Below are 18,092 nucleotides of genomic sequence, written 5' to 3' on the forward strand. Positions count from 1 at the left end.
TCAGCCATGGAATATTATAATTAATAATATAACTAATGCTTACCCGCTGATAAACACAATCATCCATCAACAAGTCATGCATGTCGGGATAGTAAGCTTAAACTCTTTATCCCGAGGGAAAGCAATTGTATTTGATGTAATTAAAAAGAATGACAACTGGCTAAAATCACTCATATACCATGGTCTTTTAAATGTAATCATGGTGAAAAATGTTCAGATGGATACAACTCCACTTTCACTTAGTGCACACTCATTAATTACAACAGACGGTATTATCAGCATTGAAGACATCCTGCGTGTCGAGACGTTACGCGAGAAAGATCATGATAAAATACGCTTATTTGATGCTAAAGGTAACATACTTTTCTCAGTAGATTACTCAGCGCTTATCAGTGCCGATCTTTTTATTGCTTTAGTTGAACACATGATACAAAACCGTATTCCGGCCTATCATGGCTGAGAGGAAAGGAATTATTCTGTTACTGAATTCGTATAGTCGTTGGGGGTAAACCAATCTGTAGAATCATTGGTTGATAGTCACTCTGTCCTTCAATTCTGCTCGCTAATGTTCTGGCGAGCAAAAAACCTAGCCCAGCACCTAAAATAGCGCCTAGAGCAGTAAAAGCATCGGTAACAAATAAAGCCTGAAATAAACCGCCACCCGCAATCAATCCGGCTAAAGGCGTTAGATAAACCAAAGAAGCAGAACGTAATAAACTCCCCTCACTAATACCGACTTCAACCTTTTGACCAGGTTCAAGCGGTTGCGAGATAGCTATTTGTAATTGGTGCTCCGACTCCGGCCCCAATTCATTTAATAAATGACTACCGCATCCAGTGCGCGCATTGCAACTCCCACAACCAGACTGTGGTTCACAACGCAATAGAGCAACACCATTTTGCCACGAAATAACTGTAGCCCATTCTTTCATCATTTTGTTGATTCCAAAACAATACTGTCAGCGATACGTTTTGCAGTTGTAGGCGGAAGCTCGCCAACTATGGTAATTTCAACATTATTACGAGCTTCAGTATGCACAGTTCTACGACCTTGACGTAAGGATTGCTCTGAAGGCGCATCTTTACCCGCCGGATTTATATTTACTGAAAAACTGAATAACCCATCAGAATATAACCGTGATTCTGTTGGTGCATCCATATTCGGTAATGTACGGCGACTGCGTGAAACCTCGGAAACACCTTCCGGCAACCAACGAGGGGCCCAGGTAAAATCAACCTTGGTTTTAGCGGGTAATGCAAGCAATGGCGGTAAAGAGAGCTTTACCATACCTTGCAAAATATCCTGAATAGGTTCACCGATAGCAAAAGAAATCACACGAAATTGCTCAAGTGTTTCACCATCACGATCTAACAAATCTACCCGCATTGGGAGTTTGCTCGTTTCATCCATCCAAATAATATAGCTGTATCGGGTACTGTCACGGGCGACTACCCGAATAACCTGACATGGTCGGTCTGCAATACGGGCACGGCCAAGTGCAATATAGTTATAGAATTTTGACAGCTTTTCAAAATCGGGGAATACGATAGACGGCAATGCATCAACTATATGTTCACCCGCCAGAGTGAAAGCATCGAAACCAGGCTCGAAATAACTTATTTCATTACCACGCTGTAAGATCTCAGTGCGTGGGCCATCCATACGCAGCAATTGCGCAAAGGTTTTTTTATCTAAAATAGCATGTCGATAGCGAAGAGAATCAATCCCTTGCTTATTAACATTAATGTAGGATAGCTCATAGTTGAGCGACTGGCTGGCACTGCTCATTTCCTGCAACATTGCTATCGGCGTCGTTTCCGCCGAAGCAATTGTTGGCATGAACAGGCTGCCCGTCATTAAACAGACGGAGAACCAAAGTTGCTTCATTACTGCTGCTGCATTCCTAAGGACTGAGTTCCGGGAACCTGAATAGCGGCTTGTGTCGATGTTGAAGGCTGCTGCAACACGTCAGTTTGTGGCAAGCGGCGTTGCAATTCAAAATCTTGCAATTGAGTCATCATATTGACTCGCCGACGTTGCTCCTGAACCTGATGCTGTTGAGACGTTCCGAAAGAACCATCAGCAGGCACACCAAAACTTACTGGCGAGGCTTTACCCATCATCGGTAAGGTATTAAATGCAGGTGATTCTGGTTGCAAATTACCTGATTCGGGTTGGTTGTATTGTTGAACCCCAACAATTACCGCTAGAGAAACACACGCGGCAACCCCAACCTGAGTAATCTGGCTGGCCCATGGGCGAACTTTTTGCCAGAAAGGCATTTTCTGCCAGACATGAGGTTGTGGCTGAGATTCAGGCACAGCAATAGGTACAAAACGAGCAGGCTCGTTTTTGAGTGCCTCTGCGACTCGGCTGGCGATATCCAGATGCAAGACTTCACCAACATCCCCCCGCAGGGTATCACGGATTAAATGATAGCTCTGCCAGCTTTGCTGCAATGCTTTATCTTTCGATAAAGAACCAAGCAGCTCACTATCGAGAGTTTCTCCGTCCATCAGAGCGGAAAGCTTTTCTTTCTGCATGCCAAATACCCTTTATGTGTCCGCTTATCGCTGAATTAGCGGCTGAACTTTATTATCGATAGCCTCTCTGGCACGGAAGATACGGGAACGAACAGTACCGACCGGACAGTCCATAATCACAGCTATCTCTTCATAGCTTAGACCATCTAACTCCCTGAGTGTAATCGCCATCCGCAGATCTTCAGGAAGTGACTCTATGGTTTTAAAAACTATCTGCCTCAATTCTTCAGACAACATTAAGTTCTCAGGGTTCGATATTTCTTTCAATGCACCCGCATTTTCGTAATTTTCAGCATCATTTGCATCCACATCACTGGATGGCGGGCGCCGCCCCTGAGCAACTAAGTAATTTTTTGCTGTATTCACAGCAATACGGTAAAGCCACGTATAGAAAGCGCTATCGCCACGAAATGACTCCAATGCACGATAAGCTTTGATAAAAGATTCCTGAACTACATCAGGGACATCACCCTGAGGCACATAGCGGGATACAAGGCTCGCAACCTTATGCTGGTATCGAATTACCAGTAAATTGAACGATTGCTGATCACCTTTCTGGACCCGTTCAACCAGCATCTGATCCGTTAACTGCTCGCTCATCCGAGGTGAACTCTCCCGAAATCTATCCTCACGCTAAAAGTAGTACTGCCAGCCATATCTTTATTTTCCTGAGCAAGCACACGCTTGGAGTTTATAAAAATTGCAAAGTTCCATGTTGCCAGATTATTTGTCTGAATATTCTTTAGACATCTTATAGCCATAGCTTTTGCTCTGGCAGATAGGCTAACATGAATTTCACTCTTCTTCTGCACACATCATACGATATGCAATCATCATCTGAACACGTTAGCGATGTATTGATCATCGGGAGTGGCGCTGCCGGTTTGTCATTGGCTTTACGCCTGGCGCCACATTGTAAAGTAACTGTTCTGAGCAAAGGGCCACTTAATGAAGGTGCCACTTTTTATGCTCAGGGAGGTATTGCTGCCGTTTTTGATGAAACTGACAGCATTAGTTCACATGTCGATGACACCCTGATTGCTGGGGCCGGGCTTTGTGATAAAGACGCCGTAGAGTTTATTGCCAGTAACGCCCGCTCTTGCGTGCAATGGCTTATTGATCAAGGCGTCCTGTTTGATACCGAAACCAATGCCAGCGGCGAAGAACGTTATCACCTTACCCGTGAAGGCGGCCATAGCCATCGCCGTATACTGCATACTGCTGATGCTACAGGTAAAGAAGTAGAAACCACCCTGGTAGGTAAAGCAAGGACCCACCCTAACATTTTAGTGAAAGAACGCTGTAATGCTGTCGATCTCATCACGTCCAATAAAATTGGTCTGACGGGCACTAAACGTGTGGTCGGCGCTTATATCTGGAACCGGGAGCTTGAGAAAGTTGAAACTTTTCGGGCTAAAGCGGTCGTTTTAGCTACCGGTGGTGCCGCCAAAGTTTACCAATATACCACTAACCCTGATATCTCTTCTGGCGATGGTATCGCCATGGCATGGCGTGCTGGGTGTCGTGTCGCTAATTTAGAATTTAACCAATTTCATCCTACCTGCTTGTTCCATCCGCAAGCGCGTAACTTCTTACTGACCGAAGCATTACGTGGCGAAGGTGCTTACCTTAAGCGCCCTGACGGCAGCCGCTTTATGCTTGATTTTGACCCCCGAGGGGAATTGGCCCCGCGTGATATCGTCGCCCGTGCCATAGACCATGAGATGAAGCGCCTCGGTGCTGATTGTATGTATCTGGATATCAGTCATAAACCGACTGATTTCGTGATGCAGCACTTCCCGATGATCTACGAAAAACTACTGTCGCTCGGTATCGATCTGACCAAAGAAGCCATTCCTATCGTACCTGCTGCTCACTATACCTGTGGCGGTGTAATGGTAGACCAACATGGGCGTACTGACCTGGATGGTTTATATGCGATTGGCGAAGTCAGCTATACCGGCTTGCATGGCGCTAACCGCATGGCTTCTAACTCTCTGCTCGAGTGCCTGGTGTATGGCTGGTCTGCCGCTGAAGATATTCTTATGCGCTTGCCACATGCCAAATTGGCGAAACATTTGCCAGACTGGGATGAAAGCCGTGTTGATAACTCTGATGAACGTGTCGTCATTCAGCATAACTGGCATGAACTGCGTTTATTCATGTGGGATTACGTCGGTATTGTGCGCACCACCAAACGCTTAGAGCGCGCTTTACGCCGTATCAATACATTACAGCAGGAGATTGATGAATATTATGCCAACTTCCGTATCTCCAATAATCTGCTGGAATTACGTAACCTCGTGCAGGTCGCTGAGTTAATCGTGCGCTGTGCCATGGAGCGTAAAGAGAGCCGTGGTTTGCATTATACGCTTGATTATCCTGATCAAATAGAGAATCCACAGCCTACCATTCTTCATCCATAATAGCTTTTCAGGGCGCGGTTCACTATCGCGCCCTGCTTATCCTGATTTTTGACTTATCACTACAACCACTTATCACGATAACTAATAGTTGAGATAAAACTCGCTGATCAACTGACAAAACTCTGGGGAATAGACCCCTTCAGATTGACGCAAAGCTAAATGCTGATACTCCGTCTCTCCCATCTGGCGCGATAACGTCAATAACATTCTATTTAGCGGCTTACCAGGACGATCCCTGATGTCTACTTGGCAGTGAACGAACCAGTTTTGTTGAATAGCAAGGCGGGAGAGTTCAATTCCCAAGCCATGAGGTAAAACCACACAAAACGCACCGCTCGGTGTGATAAGCTTCTCAGCACAGTTTAGTAAAGCATCATGCGTTAAGGAGCCGGTGTAACGCGCAGTATCGCGGGCCTCATCCCGGCAGGCGACCGCCGGAGCAAAATAAGGTGGATTGCTGACAATCAGATCATACTGATGAGGGTGGTTTTCAGCAAACTGGTGCACGTCCTGCTGATAAATACGAACCCGCTCAGCCCAGGGAGATGACGCCGCATTGCTGCTTGCCTGCCGTGCGGCTTCTGGCTCCAGTTCAACGCCATCAATCAATACCTCAGATGTTGAACGTTGAGCAATCATTAGAGCAATAAGTCCACTGCCACAACCGATATCCAACACTTTATGGGCTTTTTCCACCGGCACCCAAGCCCCAAGTAGAACACCATCAGTGCCTACCTTCATCGCACAGCAGTCATGTGCCACAAAGAATTGTTTAAAAGTGAAACCACCACCACGTAACACCGGTTTTTTTTTCAATTGTTCGCCCACATTAGTCACCAGAATCCATAACCGGCGTAGCATAGGACAATATGATTGAAGGGAAAAGACATCATTACCGCTTAAACAGGTGAAGAATTCGGCTAACCCGTCTATAATCGGCGCCCCAAGTAGAGGAAGACCATGACTGTAACCAATTTTTCCGAACTCGATCTCGATGAACGCCTGATTGACGCACTGCGCGACAAAGGCTATGAGCGCCCTACCGCCATTCAAGCTGCGGCTATTCCGCCAGCTATGGATGGGCGCGATGTATTGGGTTCGGCTCCAACAGGTACTGGCAAAACTGCCGCCTTTTTGCTGCCTGCCTTGCAGCATTTGCTCGATTTCCCACGCAAAAAATCTGGCCCGCCACGGATACTGATCCTGACGCCAACCCGTGAATTAGCCATGCAAGTTGCGGATCAAGCCCGTGAATTGGCCAAGCATACACAGCTGGATATCGCCACGATCACCGGCGGTGTGGCTTATATGAACCACGCGGAAGTGTTTAGTGAAAATCAGGATATCGTTGTTGCGACCACTGGCCGCTTGTTGCAATACATCAAAGAAGAGAACTTTGACTGTCGGGCAGTAGAAACCCTGATTCTGGATGAAGCCGACCGTATGCTGGATATGGGCTTTGCGCAGGACATTGAAACCATCGCCGCAGAGACTCGCTGGCGTAAACAAACCTTACTGTTCTCCGCCACGCTTGAAGGTGAAGCTATCCGTGAGTTTGCGGAACGCATCCTGAATGAGCCGGTAGAGTTGGAAGCCGATCCATCTCGTCGCGAACGTAAAAAAATTCAGCAATGGTACTATCGTGCTGACAATATCGAACACAAAACCGCGCTGCTAGTGCATCTGCTCAAGCAACCGGAAGTGCAGAAATCCATCATTTTCGTCAGAACCCGTGAAAAGGTACACCAACTGGTCAGTTGGCTACGTGAGGCCGGAATTAACGCCTGGTTCCTCGAAGGTGAAATGGTTCAGGCGAAGCGCACCGAAGCCGTTATTCGTTTAGGCGATGGCCGGGTTAACGTTCTGGTTGCCACTGATGTGGCTTCACGCGGTCTCGACATCGACGATATCAGTCATGTATTCAACTTTGATCTGCCGCTGACATCTGATGTCTATCTGCACCGTATTGGCCGTACTGGCCGCGCCGGGCGCAAAGGTGTTGCTATCTCATTAGTTGAAGCGCATGACCATCTATTGCTGGGTAAAATTGGCCGTTATCTGAACGAACCATTGAAGCCACGGGTTATTGATGAATTACGCCCGACCAGCAAGGCACCAAGCGAAAAAACCACCGGTAAGCCTTCTAAAAAGGTTTTAGCAAAGCGTAAAGAGCTAAAAGAAGCCAGCAAAGAGAAGGTAAAGGTTAAGGTACGTCACCGCGATGCCAAAAATGTTGGTAAGCGGCGTAAGCCAAAGGAAAAACCTGATACCAAGAGTGCTGATTGATTTAGCATTCTTGCGAAAAAGCCGCTTATAACAGCGGCTTTTTTATTATCAGCACGATGGCGACAACCTTACTGTATTTCGCACTCAAGTTGCGTTTTAGCCTATCCGGCTAATATTCTGCTACTGCTGATAAACCTCAGCGAGTTTCTTCCCGCGCAGCCAGGTATTCAATTGCTGGTATTTTTGTTGCATTTCAGCACTTTGAATATTCAAAGGCGTCATGGCAAAATATTGTTGAAAGGTTGCCCCCTGCTTGTTGCGTAATTCAGGATCAGCACCGGCTTTTAATAGCCGCAATGCCAGATCTGGCGCATTGGTTTTGCCCGCTAAATGCAGTGGTGTATCCCCCATCCGATCAGCCATATTCGGATCGACCCCAGCAACTAACAGCAGGATAACCTGAACTCCGCGCCCCGCCATAACAGCCGCAGCCAATGGCGTCGCCAGTGTTACACTATTGCGCGCATTAGGTTTCATACGGCCTTCAAGTAAAATTTGCAGGTAATGCGCATCTTGCACACTAGCCGCCGTATGCCAGGCGGTATCACCCTGCATGCCCGACTGAAATGGATCAGCATGCTCTTGCAGCAACGCCGCTAAACTTTCTGGCTGTTGGTTGAGAATAGCCCACTGCATCAGGGTTACCGACCGATCACCTTGCTGCTGCAACAACTTTTCATTTGCTAACTGATGGATCTGTTTTACATCTCCGTGGACAATCGCATCAGCGATCGGTATTACAATCGGATCAGTAAAAGCTGTATTAATATCTGTCATCGCCTGCCCCTCAAAACTTATTAATGGCATCAAAACACCGTAGATGGCATAACGCAAATGGCGCCTCACCCTCATTGCCAGTGTCGATTCAGGCATACTGCCGCTCCCAAGGTTGTTGTTCACTCATTGAGCTGATCACTTTATCAATACTGTGTGCCGATAAGCGGCGTTCAAGGTGCTTATGTGGCAGCCAATCATCTATCCCAGTGAGTTTGTCACTATTTGTCAGAGTGATTTTATGGCCTACCGCATCAGGAATTAACCACGTAGATTCCTGTGCATCTGTCAGCAAATCATATTGTTCGCTATAGCAGCGCACACCACCGTTTCCTGCTGAAATCCGTGCTTGAGTGGGGTCCATACCAAGGCGATTTATGGTGTGGTCTGAAACACCCGCGGCATTAAATGTCACCGCAAATGTTCCACTCGCTAATGCTGCGGTCGCCGCCAAACCGCCCCCCAATGAGTGCCCGGTAATCACCAGCGCATCACCAAATGCCATTTTTGCGGTTTTCCCTACAGCAACGGCTTGATTATACTGTACATCATCGTAGCCAGTGGCTTGCCGGATGTTACTTAACCAATCATTTACATCATTGGTACCGGCAAAGGATAAAACATACTGCTGATTATCATGATAAATCCCAGCCTGAAATCCTGAAGCACTATTAAATAAACTCGCCGGATCTATTCCCGCAGCCAGTAACTCACCATCACTCAAACGTGTAAACCCGCCGATGCTACCAGCAGCAGGAGCGTAAACATCTTTAGCGAGTAATGCTAATGAATAGTCCCCTTGCTGTGATCCTTGTCCATTTGATATCGCAACATACTCACTCCCCGTCGCAGCTCCGTTACTTCGCGTCAGGCTAACGTTAGCTTGCATACTATAACAAAGCTCATTACCTGCCAGCGTTGCTGCTGTAAGATGAATCGGTTGTCCCACTGAAGGCTTGTCTGCGGTGGTGACATCCCTCTTTGGCAGTTCCGATGGGTTCACTTGACTCATTAAACCTACTAATGCAGTAGGCCTAATCAAACTGACAGGTCCACTCATGCCAACTCCTTGTCGAAAGATAATCCAGATAATTAGTTCGGCGTTATGGGTTTATCTATCGACACATCGGATGATGTTCTTAAATGGAAATGATAAGATTTACTTATAAATATAGAGAAGTGTGATCGTTATCAAATTTATCGACCACTAAATAGCAGAGATGAAAAAGGGAGCCGAAGCTCCCTTAGAATTTTTGAATGACTTAAACGTTATGACAAAAATTACAGACTTTCAGTGAAAGTACGAGTAATTACATCACGTTGTTGTTCTGGTGTCAGGGAGTTAAAACGCACTGCATAGCCAGAAACACGAATCGTCAACTGAGGATATTTTTCTGGATTTTTCACTGCATCTTCCAGTGTTTCGCGGCGCAGAACGTTAACGTTCAAATGCTGACCACCTTCAACACGCACAGTAGGCTGCACTTCCAGTGGAACTTCGCGATATTCAATCTGGCCTAACTCACTGGCAGGAACTATCTGATCTTCGGCATAACCCGCTTTAGCGCAAACACAGCGCAGTTCAGATTTTTCATCATCTAACAGCCAAAAAGAGTTCAGTAAGGCTTCATTGTTAGCTTTAGTAATTTGAATACCAGTAATCATTTGGTGCCTCCATAATGCGGATATAAATTCCAAGGGGGAGAAACTATCTTGGTTATTTGGTAAAACCATTGTTGTCTTATTGTTCTGTATACCAGTCAGACCGCCGCAATTCTTTGACTTAAATCAATCTTTCGACCACATCAGTAATAACTCCATCGCCAAATTTATGTTTTATATCAATTTTATCAAAACAACTGACAGCAAATATTTTTGTAAATTTTCAACATTTTTTGCATAAAAAGGTCAAGAAATCATCATTACGTCACAGAGTCAGGTTTAACGGTTTCACTCACCGGTTTGAACCGGTAAGCTAACGCACATCAATACTTTGCAGAAACCAAGGAGAGTGTTTATGTCTGCCTCCCTTACCTGGCACGATGTGATCGGCCTGGAAAAAGAACAGCCTTACTTTAGAGATACGCTGGCCTATGTGGCAGCAGAACGCAGTGCTGGCAAGACTATCTATCCTGCGCAAAAAGATGTATTTAACGCATTCCGCCTGACTGAATTGGATCAGGTTAAAGTGGTTATTTTAGGGCAAGACCCCTACCACGGCCCCAATCAAGCACATGGATTATCATTTTCTGTGTTACCTGGTGTGCCAGCGCCTCCCTCTTTGGTGAACATGTACAAAGAGTTGGCTACCGATATCCCAGGCTTTGAGCGCCCCAATCATGGCTTCTTGCAAAGCTGGGCCGAACAAGGGGTCTTGCTACTCAATACCGTGCTAACCGTTGAAGCAGGTAATGCGCACTCTCATGCTAACCTTGGTTGGGAAACCTTCACTGATAAAGTCATTGCAGCCCTGAATGAACATCGTGATGGGGTGATTTTTATGCTGTGGGGAGCACATGCCCAGAAGAAGGGCCGGATCATTGATACCCAACGCCACTTTATTTTAAAAGCGCCGCACCCATCGCCGCTGTCTGCCCATCGTGGTTTTCTTGGTTGTAAGCACTTTTCACAAGCAAATCAGCTACTGCAACAGCACAATCAACAAGCTATTGATTGGCAACCCAAACTACCAACAGCAGAATAAAATACCAAGATAGTTAAATAAAAAAAGGCACCCGAAGGTGCCTTTTTCACGTCAGGACACCTTAAGCTTTCGCTTTAGATACCGCAACCATTGCCGGGCGTAGCAAACGGCCATTTAGCGTATAGCCTTTTTGCATCACCATCATCACATGATTTGGTTCATGATCAGCAGATTCAAGCATCGTCATTGCCTGATGAACATCAGGATTAAACGGCACATGGGTATCAGCGACAACCTCAATGCCGAATTTACCTACTGCATCGAGCAGTGATTTCAGCGTCAACTCGACACCTTCAATCATCGAAGTCAGTTCGGTATTGCTTTTATCAGCAGTATCCAGTGCACGTTCCAGATTATCGATCACTGGCAATAATTCAGATGAAAATCTTTCCAGTGCAAACTTATGCGCTTTTTCAACATCCAATTCAGTACGACGACGGATATTCTCAACTTCAGCCTTAGCGCGTAGCAAGCTTTCGCGCTCACGCTGTACGGCTGCAGCCAACTGCGCTTCAAGCTCGGCAACACGCGGATCTACACCTTCACCCGTCTCTTGTGTCGCTTCCACTTGCTGCTCTGCTGCATTTTCCATTTCTTCCGAGACTTGCTCGTTTGGTGTTTTCTGTTCTTTACTACTCATGGATATCTCCGCGTTTTAGCATTAATCTCGCTACTTGGCTTATTATGGGGATCAAAACCGGGGATTCAAGGGAACCGGTCATAATGTGGGGTAAAAGACGCCCCAGTAAGGAAAATCACGGCAATGAATAATAAAAGATTCAATTGTATTGGTATTGTCGGTCACCCACGGCATCCGGCTGCACTTGCCACCCATGAGATGCTCTACCACTGGTTAAACGCCAAAGGTTATGACGTGATGGTTGAACAGCAGATCGCCAAAGATCTAAATTTAACCGATGCCATTACCGGCAGCTTGGCTGACATTGGCCAAAAAGCCGATTTAGCCGTGGTGGTCGGGGGCGATGGCAATATGCTCGGTGCCGCGCGAGTACTCGCTCGCTATGATATCAAAGTCATCGGTGTCAACCGAGGCAATCTGGGCTTTCTGACTGATTTGGACCCGGATAATGCCCAACAACAACTTTCAGATGTACTGGAAGGCGAATATCTAAGCGAACAACGCTTCTTACTAGAAGTACAAGTGACTCGTACCAATCAGCAAAGCCGCATCAGCACAGCAATCAATGAAGTGGTTTTGCATCCGGGTAAAGTGGCACATATGATTGAATTCGAAGTGTATATCGATAACCGCTTCGCTTTTTCTCAACGTTCAGACGGCCTGATCATTGCCACCCCTACCGGCTCGACGGCTTATTCGCTCTCGGCAGGTGGCCCAATCCTCACCCCCACCCTGGACGCCATCGTATTGGTCCCGATGTTCCCACACACTCTAACCGCCAGACCTCTGGTCATTAATAGTAGCAGCACCATCCGATTGAAGTTTTCGCAAATCACCAGCGACCTGGAAATAAGCTGTGATAGCCAGATAGCACTACCGATTCAGGAGGGTGAAGAAGTATTAATTCGCCGTAGTGATTTTCACCTTAATCTTATTCATCCAAAGGACTACAGTTATTTCAATACGTTAAGTACAAAATTAGGCTGGTCGAAAAAATTATTCTAAAAAGTGCCGCAAGGACTTTACTGTATATAAAACCAGTTTATACTGTATTCAAATACAGCTATGTGTTTATGTACAGGAGATTTACCATGCTGGCCCAATTAACCATCAGTAATTTTGCAATTGTGCGTGAGTTAGAAATCGATTTTCAACCCGGGATGACAGCAATTACTGGCGAAACAGGGGCAGGTAAATCTATCGCCATAGATGCATTAGGGTTATGCCTTGGTAGCCGCTCAGATGGCAGCATGGTGCGTTTAGGTGCAACGCGTGCTGATATTTGTGCTCGCTTTTCACTGACAGACACCCCATCGGCCCGACAGTGGTTGGAAAACAACCATCTTGATGACAGCAATGAATGCCTATTGCGGCGGGCTATTGGAACCGATGGCCGCTCAAGAGGCTTTATTAATGGTACGGCAGTCCCCCTGTCACAACTGCGAGAATTAGGCCAACATCTCATCCAGATTCACGGCCAACATGCCCATCAGTTGCTATTAAGACCAGATCATCAAAAACAGCTATTAGATGCCTACGCAGACCAGTCTGCTTTGCTGAGCGAAATGAAAGCAGCCTATCAAATCTGGCACCAAAGCTGCCGGGCACTGGCACTCCATCAACAGCAATCTCTGGAACGTAACGCCCGAAAGGAATTACTGCAATATCAGTTGAAAGAACTAAATTCATTTGTCCCACAAGCGGGGGAATATGAACAAATTGATATCGAATATAAGCGTTTGGCAAACAGTGGGCAGTTGTTGTCACTCAGCCAACAAGCCTTACAATTGCTGTCGGATGATGAACAGAATAACATTCTTAGCCAGCTCTTCTCAGCCAAACACCAGTTAACCGAACTGGCTGGCATGGATGAACAATTTAATAATTTATTAAATATGCTAGAAGAGGCTTCTATCCAAATCAGTGAAGCCAGTGATGAGCTACGCCACTATGCGGAGCAATTTGATATGGACCCTAACCGTTTGTATGAATTGGAACAACGGTTATCTCGTCAATTAAATCTGGCCCGTAAACACCATGTAGCACCAGAAGAGTTACCCTTGTTTCATCAGCAATTGCTGGATGAGCAAGAACAGCTGTCACGGCAAGAAAACGACCATGAGCAACTCAGCCACGCGGTAAATACTCACTATCAACACGCGTTAGAGATAGCTAACCGGTTGCATCAAGAACGTCAGCATTATGCTGATGAATTGGCCGCGCTAATTAGCGAAAGCATGCATGAATTATCAATGCCACATGGCCAATTCACGATTGACACCCATTTTGAGCCAGAGCACCTCAGTGCTGAAGGGGCGACCCGCATTGAGTTCTGCGTCACTACCAACCCAGGTCAACCGCTACAAGCACTGGCCAAAGTCGCCTCCGGTGGTGAACTGTCTCGCATCGCATTGGCGATTCAGGTGATTACAGCGCGTAAAATGGACACTCCTGCGCTTATCTTCGATGAAGTTGATGTTGGTATCAGTGGGCCAACGGCAGCCATAGTGGGCCGCCTGTTGCGTCAGCTTGGTGAATCGACTCAGGTTATGTGTGTGACCCACCTTCCACAAGTTGCGGGTTGTGGCCATCAACATTTCTTTGTGAGTAAACAAACCGATGGCACTGAAACCGAAACCCATATGCATCGGCTAGATAAAAAAGCCCGCTTGCAAGAGTTGGCGCGCCTTCTGGGCGGCAGTGAAGTGACGAAAAACACCTTGGCAAATGCAAAAGAATTGCTCGCAGCATAGAAAAGATTAACTTTTTTCCTTTCCAGAGGTCATACAGGTGCCCTGTAAAGGTTTCCAACTGCTGCAAGGTCTATTATCATCGTCATCCTACGCCCTAAAGGAATGTGATTACTATGCGCTGTAAAATGCTGACTGCCGCCGCTGTGATGCTTGCAATGCTTACTGCGGGTTGTTCAACGCTGGAGAAGGTGGTCTACCGGCCTGATATTAATCAGGGTAACTATTTATCACCTAATGACGCGTCCAAAATTCATAAAGGTATGACCCAGCAACAAGTGGCATATACCTTAGGCACACCAATGCTACAGGACCCGTTTGGCACTAAAACCTGGTTCTATGTGTTCCGCCAACAACCTGGCCACCAGAAAGTAACACAACAGACGTTGACGTTGACCTTTGATAGCAGCGGCGTGCTGACTGATATCAAAAACGAACCAACATTAGCAGGAAATTAATTTATCCGAAGATTGCTGAGCAGATGAAGGGAACGAATACTGATTATGGTTTTAGGCAACAAGCCGCCTAATACTTATGCAACCATAGGATGGCGTACGCTTTTTCTTCGATAGCAGTTCAGGGCTACAATAAAAATAAGGCACAGACGGTGCCTTATTTTTTTGCCTGTTCGGCGCGTTGTCGGCGTAACTCTTTAGGGTCTGCGCTCAGAGGGCGATAAATCTCAACACGATCACCCGTGTTAAGCTTATCTCCCAGCTTTACCGGGCGGCTGTAAACACCCACTTTATTTTTTGTCAGATCAATATCTGATCGTAACTCAAGTAAACCTGATGCTTTGATAGCATCCTCAACAGTACTGCCAGCCTCAAGTGAAACAGTGCGCAAATATTGGCGTTCAGGCAAGGCATAAACCACCTCAACGCGAATCTCAGACACTGTATACCTCTTTAGCACGTTGAGTGAACGCCTGCACCATATTGCCAGCTAATTCCTTGAATATTTTACCAAAAGCCAACTCAATCAGCTTATTGGTAAATTCAAAATCCAGGTGCAGTTCAACTTTACAAGCATCTGCACTTAATGGGGTAAAATGCCATCCGCCCATTAATTTCCGAAATGGCCCATCTACCAATTGCATATTAATGCTCTGGTTATCAGTCAATGTATTGCGTGTAGTAAACGTTTTACTGATACCAGCCTTGGCGACATCGACTGCGGCCGTCATTTCATTCTCAGTAACATCAAGCACCCGGCTGCCGGTGCAACCAGGCAAAAATTCTGGATAAGAGCGAACATCATTAACCAGTTGATACATCTGTTCTACGCTAAACGGAACCAACGCAGAGCGGCTAATCTGTGGCATAACATTTCCTGTGAGACATAAAACGCGCTGATAATACCATTTATCTACCGCCAGACAAAAAATCTGCTAGGCATTCTACGCAACAAATGAGACAAAATGCACAGGCATCCTGCGGGAAAGGATTTCATTCGCCTCCGCATACAGTATAATGATCAATACTATGACAAAGAAAAAAGCATACAAACCCGGTTCCGCAACCATTGCGCAAAATAAACGAGCCCGCCATGAATACTTCATTGAAGAAGAGTTCGAAGCGGGTCTTGCGCTGCAAGGTTGGGAAGTAAAATCTCTGCGTGCTGGCAAAGCCAACATTAGTGATAGCTACGTAACCTTTAGAAATGGCGAAGCCTTCTTGTTTGGCGCCACCATTACGCCGTTGAACGTTGCGTCGACTCATGTTGTCTGCGAGCCAATGCGTACCCGTAAACTGCTGCTAAACAAACGCGAGCTGGATTCGCTGCTCGGTAAAGTTAATCGCGACGGTTTTACCGTAGTTGCCCTTTCCGTATATTGGAAAAATGCCTGGGTTAAAGTTAAAATCGGTGTCGCAAAAGGTAAGAAAGATCACGATAAACGTGATGACATCAAAGATCGTGAATGGCAGGTCGATAAAGCCAGAATAATGAAACACGCTAACCGTTAAGTCTCTGGCTTATCAGCGTATAGTTCTGGTATACTATAGAAGTTCTTTGGGGCTGATTCTGGATTCGACGGGATTCGCGAAACCCAAGGTGCATGCCGAGGTGCGGAGGCCTCGTAAAAAACCGCAAAAAAAATAATTGCAAACGACTCGCAATACGAATCTGCTGCTTTAGCAGCTTAATCAGCCTAAGAAACTGAAGGTTCCCTCTCTCCCTAGCCTCCGCTCTTAGGACGGGGATCAAGAGAGGTCAAACCCAAAAGAGCTCGTGTGGAAACCTTGCCTGAGGTTGAAGCATTAAAACTAATCAGGATAGTTTGTTAGTGGCGTGTCCGTCCGCAGCTAACCGGCGAATGTAATGACTGGACTAAGCATGTAGTGCCGACGGCGTAGTAATTTCGGACGGGGGTTCAAATCCCCCCAGCTCCACCAAATAATGATCCGGGTATTACCAGATAAGTCCGGAGAAGTACGGAAAGCCCGCATCCCAACTAGGTTTGCGGGCTTTTTTGTGTCTGTAGTAGTCCGAGGATATCCGTCTGAAACCGGTGTCTATTGGTATACGAATTGGTATACGGTAAGATGTATACCAATAAACGTATACCAATTACAGGGAAGAACCTTGCATGGCGCGGACTACACGCCCCCTCACCCACACCGAAGTACAAAAAGCGAAAGCCATTGATAAAGACCTTACCCTCCATGATGGTGATGGTTTATTTTTGCTAGTCAAAACCACCGGCAAGAAAATTTGGCGTTTCCGCTACCAACTTCCCAACAGTAGTAAACGCACTATGATCAGCCTCGGCGCTTACCCTGCTCTATCCCTTGCAGATGCCAGAGAGATACGCGCAGAGAAACTAGCGATGTTAGTCCGGGGGACAGATCCCCAAGCAAGGGCTGGTGAAGAGGCTGAAAAGCTCCAGATAGCGGAGGAAAGTATTTTTGTGAATGTCGCCCGCAAATGGTTCGAGTTGAAAGAAAGCCACGTTAGCGCAGCCCATGCGAAAGATATTTGGCGTTCTATTGAAAAAGACATCTTACCCAGCATCGAAAATATTCCCGTCCAAGAACTCAAAGCACGGACACTAATTCAGGTATTAGAGCCAATCAAAGCACGTGGGGCATTAGAGACGGTCAGGCGATTGGTACAACGTATAAACGAGATAATGATTTATGCGGTCAATGTAGGTTTGATTGATGCCAACCCAGCATCAGGCATTGGTAATGCGTTTGAAAGGCCTAAAAAGCAGCATATGCCCACCATAAGGCCAGAAGAACTACCTAAGTTAATGCGTACCATTTCCATGAGCAATCTCTCGATACCAACTCGCTGCTTACTTGAATGGCAATTATTGACGCTGATACGTCCCGCCGAAGCCTCAGCAACAGCTTGGGTAGAGATCGATTTAGAGAATAAGCAATGGTGTATACCGGCAGAACGGATGAAGGCAAAACGCGATCACATTGTTCCCTTGTCAGAACAAGCTTTAGAGCTGCTGGAAATCATGTATCCAATTAGTGGTAATCGTCAGTACGTTTTCCCTAGCCGAAACGACCCTCGTAAGCCTATGAACAGCCAAACGGCTAACGCAGCTTTGAAACGCATTGGTTATGGTGGAAAGTTGGTGGCTCATGGATTGAGATCTATCGCTAGTACTGCTATGAATGAGGCAGGCTTTAATGCCGACGTAGTTGAGGCTGCACTCGCACATAGCGATAAAAATGAGGTTAGAAAGGCATACAACCGCTCAACATACTTAGTAAAAAGAATAGAACTAATGAGTTGGTGGGGAAGTAAAGTTTATTCTATAACATAACAAGGAAGGAAGTGTAATGAGCAAATATGAGAAGATTGACTTAGCGTATAGCTTCCTAATTGATAAAGAGACTCAAGGCGAAACATTCAAACTTCATGAACTATCAGAAGCAAGTACTTGGTCAATAAAAACATGCACTACACATATTTCAAAAAAACTTATTAGTTACTTTCAAAAGGAGGGG

19 protein-coding genes, 1 other RNA gene and 1 pseudogene are annotated in these 18,092 nt (G+C 46.1%); 10 read left to right on the top strand and 11 right to left on the bottom strand.

Annotation, left to right across the window (positions count from 1 at the left end; translation table 11 throughout):
* Positions 1 to 460 (top strand): annotated as a pseudogene (locus tag V2A85_RS14320) (hypothetical protein); the annotation flags it as partial.
* Positions 461 to 479: 19 nt separating this feature from the next.
* Here V2A85_RS14320 and rseC read toward each other — a convergent pair.
* The 4 genes from rseC to rpoE are packed head-to-tail and all read right to left on the bottom strand — an operon-like array spanning position 480 to position 3,144.
* A complete protein-coding gene (gene rseC, locus V2A85_RS14325; protein WP_083163126.1) occupies positions 480 to 935 on the bottom strand; it encodes a SoxR-reducing system protein RseC in 456 nt (151 codons plus the stop codon).
* The gene (rseB, locus tag V2A85_RS14330) at positions 932 to 1,888 is read right to left on the bottom strand and encodes a sigma-E factor regulatory protein RseB (protein ID WP_372559697.1); all 957 of its coding nucleotides are present in this window, start codon (positions 1,886 to 1,888) and stop codon (positions 932 to 934) included. The genes rseC and rseB overlap by 4 nt, the downstream gene beginning before the upstream one ends.
* Positions 1,888 to 2,544 (bottom strand): anti-sigma-E factor RseA, encoded by a 657-nt coding sequence (gene rseA / locus V2A85_RS14335; protein WP_083163122.1) that lies wholly within the window; start codon positions 2,542 to 2,544, stop codon positions 1,888 to 1,890. Before rseA ends, rseB begins: the two co-directional genes overlap by 1 nt.
* Before the next feature lie 24 nt (positions 2,545 to 2,568).
* Positions 2,569 to 3,144, bottom strand: coding sequence for an RNA polymerase sigma factor RpoE (gene rpoE / locus V2A85_RS14340; protein WP_005159396.1), 576 nt, complete (start codon positions 3,142 to 3,144; stop codon positions 2,569 to 2,571).
* Positions 3,145 to 3,368: 224 nt separating this feature from the next.
* Here rpoE and nadB point away from each other — a divergent pair, with 224 nt between their 5' ends.
* On the top strand, positions 3,369 to 4,970 hold the full coding sequence (gene nadB / locus V2A85_RS14345; protein ID WP_193784795.1) for an L-aspartate oxidase: 1,602 nt from the start codon (positions 3,369 to 3,371) through the stop codon (positions 4,968 to 4,970).
* Positions 4,971 to 5,051: 81 nt separating this feature from the next.
* Here the strand turns inward: nadB and trmN are convergent, their stop codons facing one another.
* On the bottom strand, positions 5,052 to 5,798 hold the full coding sequence (gene trmN, locus V2A85_RS14350) for a tRNA(1)(Val) (adenine(37)-N(6))-methyltransferase TrmN (protein WP_420071697.1): 747 nt from the start codon (positions 5,796 to 5,798) through the stop codon (positions 5,052 to 5,054).
* A 132-nt stretch (positions 5,799 to 5,930) separates the two neighbouring features.
* Here trmN and srmB point away from each other — a divergent pair, with 132 nt between their 5' ends.
* Positions 5,931 to 7,256 carry an ATP-dependent RNA helicase SrmB gene (srmB, locus tag V2A85_RS14355; protein WP_005188653.1) on the top strand — a complete coding sequence of 442 codons (1,326 nt, stop codon included), beginning with the start codon at positions 5,931 to 5,933 and terminating at the stop codon, positions 7,254 to 7,256.
* A 120-nt stretch (positions 7,257 to 7,376) separates the two neighbouring features.
* Here the strand turns inward: srmB and V2A85_RS14360 are convergent, their stop codons facing one another.
* The 3 genes from V2A85_RS14360 to grcA form a co-directional block, all read right to left on the bottom strand.
* Positions 7,377 to 8,033, bottom strand: coding sequence for an ankyrin repeat domain-containing protein (locus V2A85_RS14360; RefSeq protein WP_420071698.1), 657 nt, complete (start codon positions 8,031 to 8,033; stop codon positions 7,377 to 7,379).
* 88 nt (positions 8,034 to 8,121) lie between these two features.
* Positions 8,122 to 9,090 carry a phospholipase gene (locus V2A85_RS14365; RefSeq protein ID WP_420071694.1) on the bottom strand — a complete coding sequence of 323 codons (969 nt, stop codon included), beginning with the start codon at positions 9,088 to 9,090 and terminating at the stop codon, positions 8,122 to 8,124.
* 221 nt (positions 9,091 to 9,311) lie between these two features.
* Entirely contained in the window at positions 9,312 to 9,695 is a 384-nt protein-coding gene (gene grcA / locus V2A85_RS14370) for an autonomous glycyl radical cofactor GrcA (protein WP_005188661.1), read from the bottom strand.
* Between the two features lie 352 nt (positions 9,696 to 10,047).
* Between grcA and ung the strand changes: the two genes are divergently transcribed.
* Positions 10,048 to 10,734, top strand: a complete 687-nt coding sequence (gene ung / locus V2A85_RS14375) for a uracil-DNA glycosylase (RefSeq protein WP_372559700.1) — start codon at positions 10,048 to 10,050, stop codon at positions 10,732 to 10,734.
* Positions 10,735 to 10,795: 61 nt separating this feature from the next.
* On the opposite strand, the gene grpE is transcribed toward ung, so the two are convergent.
* Complete coding sequence (grpE, locus tag V2A85_RS14380; RefSeq protein WP_372559701.1) at positions 10,796 to 11,374, bottom strand: nucleotide exchange factor GrpE; 579 nt, start codon at positions 11,372 to 11,374, stop codon at positions 10,796 to 10,798.
* A gap of 123 nt (positions 11,375 to 11,497) precedes the next feature.
* Between grpE and nadK the strand changes: the two genes are divergently transcribed.
* The 3 genes from nadK to bamE all read left to right on the top strand — a co-directional run bounded on the left by nadK (position 11,498) and on the right by bamE (position 14,582).
* Complete coding sequence (nadK, locus tag V2A85_RS14385; RefSeq protein WP_083163112.1) at positions 11,498 to 12,379, top strand: NAD(+) kinase; 882 nt, start codon at positions 11,498 to 11,500, stop codon at positions 12,377 to 12,379.
* An 86-nt stretch (positions 12,380 to 12,465) separates the two neighbouring features.
* On the top strand, positions 12,466 to 14,127 hold the full coding sequence (recN, locus tag V2A85_RS14390; protein WP_420071695.1) for a DNA repair protein RecN: 1,662 nt from the start codon (positions 12,466 to 12,468) through the stop codon (positions 14,125 to 14,127).
* Positions 14,128 to 14,240: 113 nt separating this feature from the next.
* Positions 14,241 to 14,582, top strand: coding sequence for an outer membrane protein assembly factor BamE (gene bamE / locus V2A85_RS14395; protein WP_083163108.1), 342 nt, complete (start codon positions 14,241 to 14,243; stop codon positions 14,580 to 14,582).
* 154 nt (positions 14,583 to 14,736) lie between these two features.
* On the opposite strand, the gene V2A85_RS14400 is transcribed toward bamE, so the two are convergent.
* Complete coding sequence (locus V2A85_RS14400) at positions 14,737 to 15,021, bottom strand: RnfH family protein (RefSeq protein ID WP_032907001.1); 285 nt, start codon at positions 15,019 to 15,021, stop codon at positions 14,737 to 14,739.
* Positions 15,014 to 15,448 (bottom strand): type II toxin-antitoxin system RatA family toxin, encoded by a 435-nt coding sequence (locus V2A85_RS14405; RefSeq protein ID WP_005188672.1) that lies wholly within the window; start codon positions 15,446 to 15,448, stop codon positions 15,014 to 15,016. The genes V2A85_RS14400 and V2A85_RS14405 overlap by 8 nt, the downstream gene beginning before the upstream one ends.
* A gap of 160 nt (positions 15,449 to 15,608) precedes the next feature.
* On the opposite strand from V2A85_RS14405, the gene smpB reads away from it, so the two are divergent.
* From smpB to V2A85_RS14420, 3 genes are all read left to right on the top strand, one after another.
* Entirely contained in the window at positions 15,609 to 16,091 is a 483-nt protein-coding gene (gene smpB / locus V2A85_RS14410; RefSeq protein WP_049608454.1) for an SsrA-binding protein SmpB, read from the top strand.
* A 48-nt stretch (positions 16,092 to 16,139) separates the two neighbouring features.
* Positions 16,140 to 16,520: a transfer-messenger RNA gene (gene ssrA, locus V2A85_RS14415) on the top strand.
* Positions 16,521 to 16,714: 194 nt separating this feature from the next.
* Positions 16,715 to 17,908, top strand: a complete 1,194-nt coding sequence (locus V2A85_RS14420) for an integrase domain-containing protein (protein WP_420071696.1) — start codon at positions 16,715 to 16,717, stop codon at positions 17,906 to 17,908.
* The last annotated feature ends 184 nt before the right edge of the window (positions 17,909 to 18,092 follow it).

Origin of the sequence: Yersinia sp. 1252 StPb PI, from assembly GCF_048593885.1 — a bacterium.
Taxonomy (GTDB): domain Bacteria; phylum Pseudomonadota; class Gammaproteobacteria; order Enterobacterales; family Enterobacteriaceae; genus Yersinia; species Yersinia enterocolitica_E.

What these genes read in the sequence shown, in the direction of transcription:
- rseA (WP_083163122.1), bottom strand. Translation starts at nt 2,544, where the DNA reads ATGCAGAAAGAAAAGCTTTCCGCTCTGATGGACGGAGAAACTCTCGAT.
- rseB (WP_372559697.1), bottom strand. Translation starts at nt 1,888, where the DNA reads ATGAAGCAACTTTGGTTCTCCGTCTGTTTAATGACGGGCAGCCTGTTC.
- V2A85_RS14365 (WP_420071694.1), bottom strand. Translation starts at nt 9,090, where the DNA reads ATGAGTGGACCTGTCAGTTTGATTAGGCCTACTGCATTAGTAGGTTTA.
- nadB (WP_193784795.1), top strand. Translation starts at nt 3,369, where the DNA reads ATGCAATCATCATCTGAACACGTTAGCGATGTATTGATCATCGGGAGT.
- rseC (WP_083163126.1), bottom strand. Translation starts at nt 935, where the DNA reads ATGATGAAAGAATGGGCTACAGTTATTTCGTGGCAAAATGGTGTTGCT.
- V2A85_RS14405 (WP_005188672.1), bottom strand. Translation starts at nt 15,448, where the DNA reads ATGCCACAGATTAGCCGCTCTGCGTTGGTTCCGTTTAGCGTAGAACAG.
- nadK (WP_083163112.1), top strand. Translation starts at nt 11,498, where the DNA reads ATGAATAATAAAAGATTCAATTGTATTGGTATTGTCGGTCACCCACGG.
- ung (WP_372559700.1), top strand. Translation starts at nt 10,048, where the DNA reads ATGTCTGCCTCCCTTACCTGGCACGATGTGATCGGCCTGGAAAAAGAA.
- bamE (WP_083163108.1), top strand. Translation starts at nt 14,241, where the DNA reads ATGCGCTGTAAAATGCTGACTGCCGCCGCTGTGATGCTTGCAATGCTT.
- grcA (WP_005188661.1), bottom strand. Translation starts at nt 9,695, where the DNA reads ATGATTACTGGTATTCAAATTACTAAAGCTAACAATGAAGCCTTACTG.
- srmB (WP_005188653.1), top strand. Translation starts at nt 5,931, where the DNA reads ATGACTGTAACCAATTTTTCCGAACTCGATCTCGATGAACGCCTGATT.
- V2A85_RS14360 (WP_420071698.1), bottom strand. Translation starts at nt 8,033, where the DNA reads ATGACAGATATTAATACAGCTTTTACTGATCCGATTGTAATACCGATC.
- recN (WP_420071695.1), top strand. Translation starts at nt 12,466, where the DNA reads ATGCTGGCCCAATTAACCATCAGTAATTTTGCAATTGTGCGTGAGTTA.
- rpoE (WP_005159396.1), bottom strand. Translation starts at nt 3,144, where the DNA reads ATGAGCGAGCAGTTAACGGATCAGATGCTGGTTGAACGGGTCCAGAAA.
- V2A85_RS14420 (WP_420071696.1), top strand. Translation starts at nt 16,715, where the DNA reads ATGGCGCGGACTACACGCCCCCTCACCCACACCGAAGTACAAAAAGCG.
- smpB (WP_049608454.1), top strand. Translation starts at nt 15,609, where the DNA reads ATGACAAAGAAAAAAGCATACAAACCCGGTTCCGCAACCATTGCGCAA.
- grpE (WP_372559701.1), bottom strand. Translation starts at nt 11,374, where the DNA reads ATGAGTAGTAAAGAACAGAAAACACCAAACGAGCAAGTCTCGGAAGAA.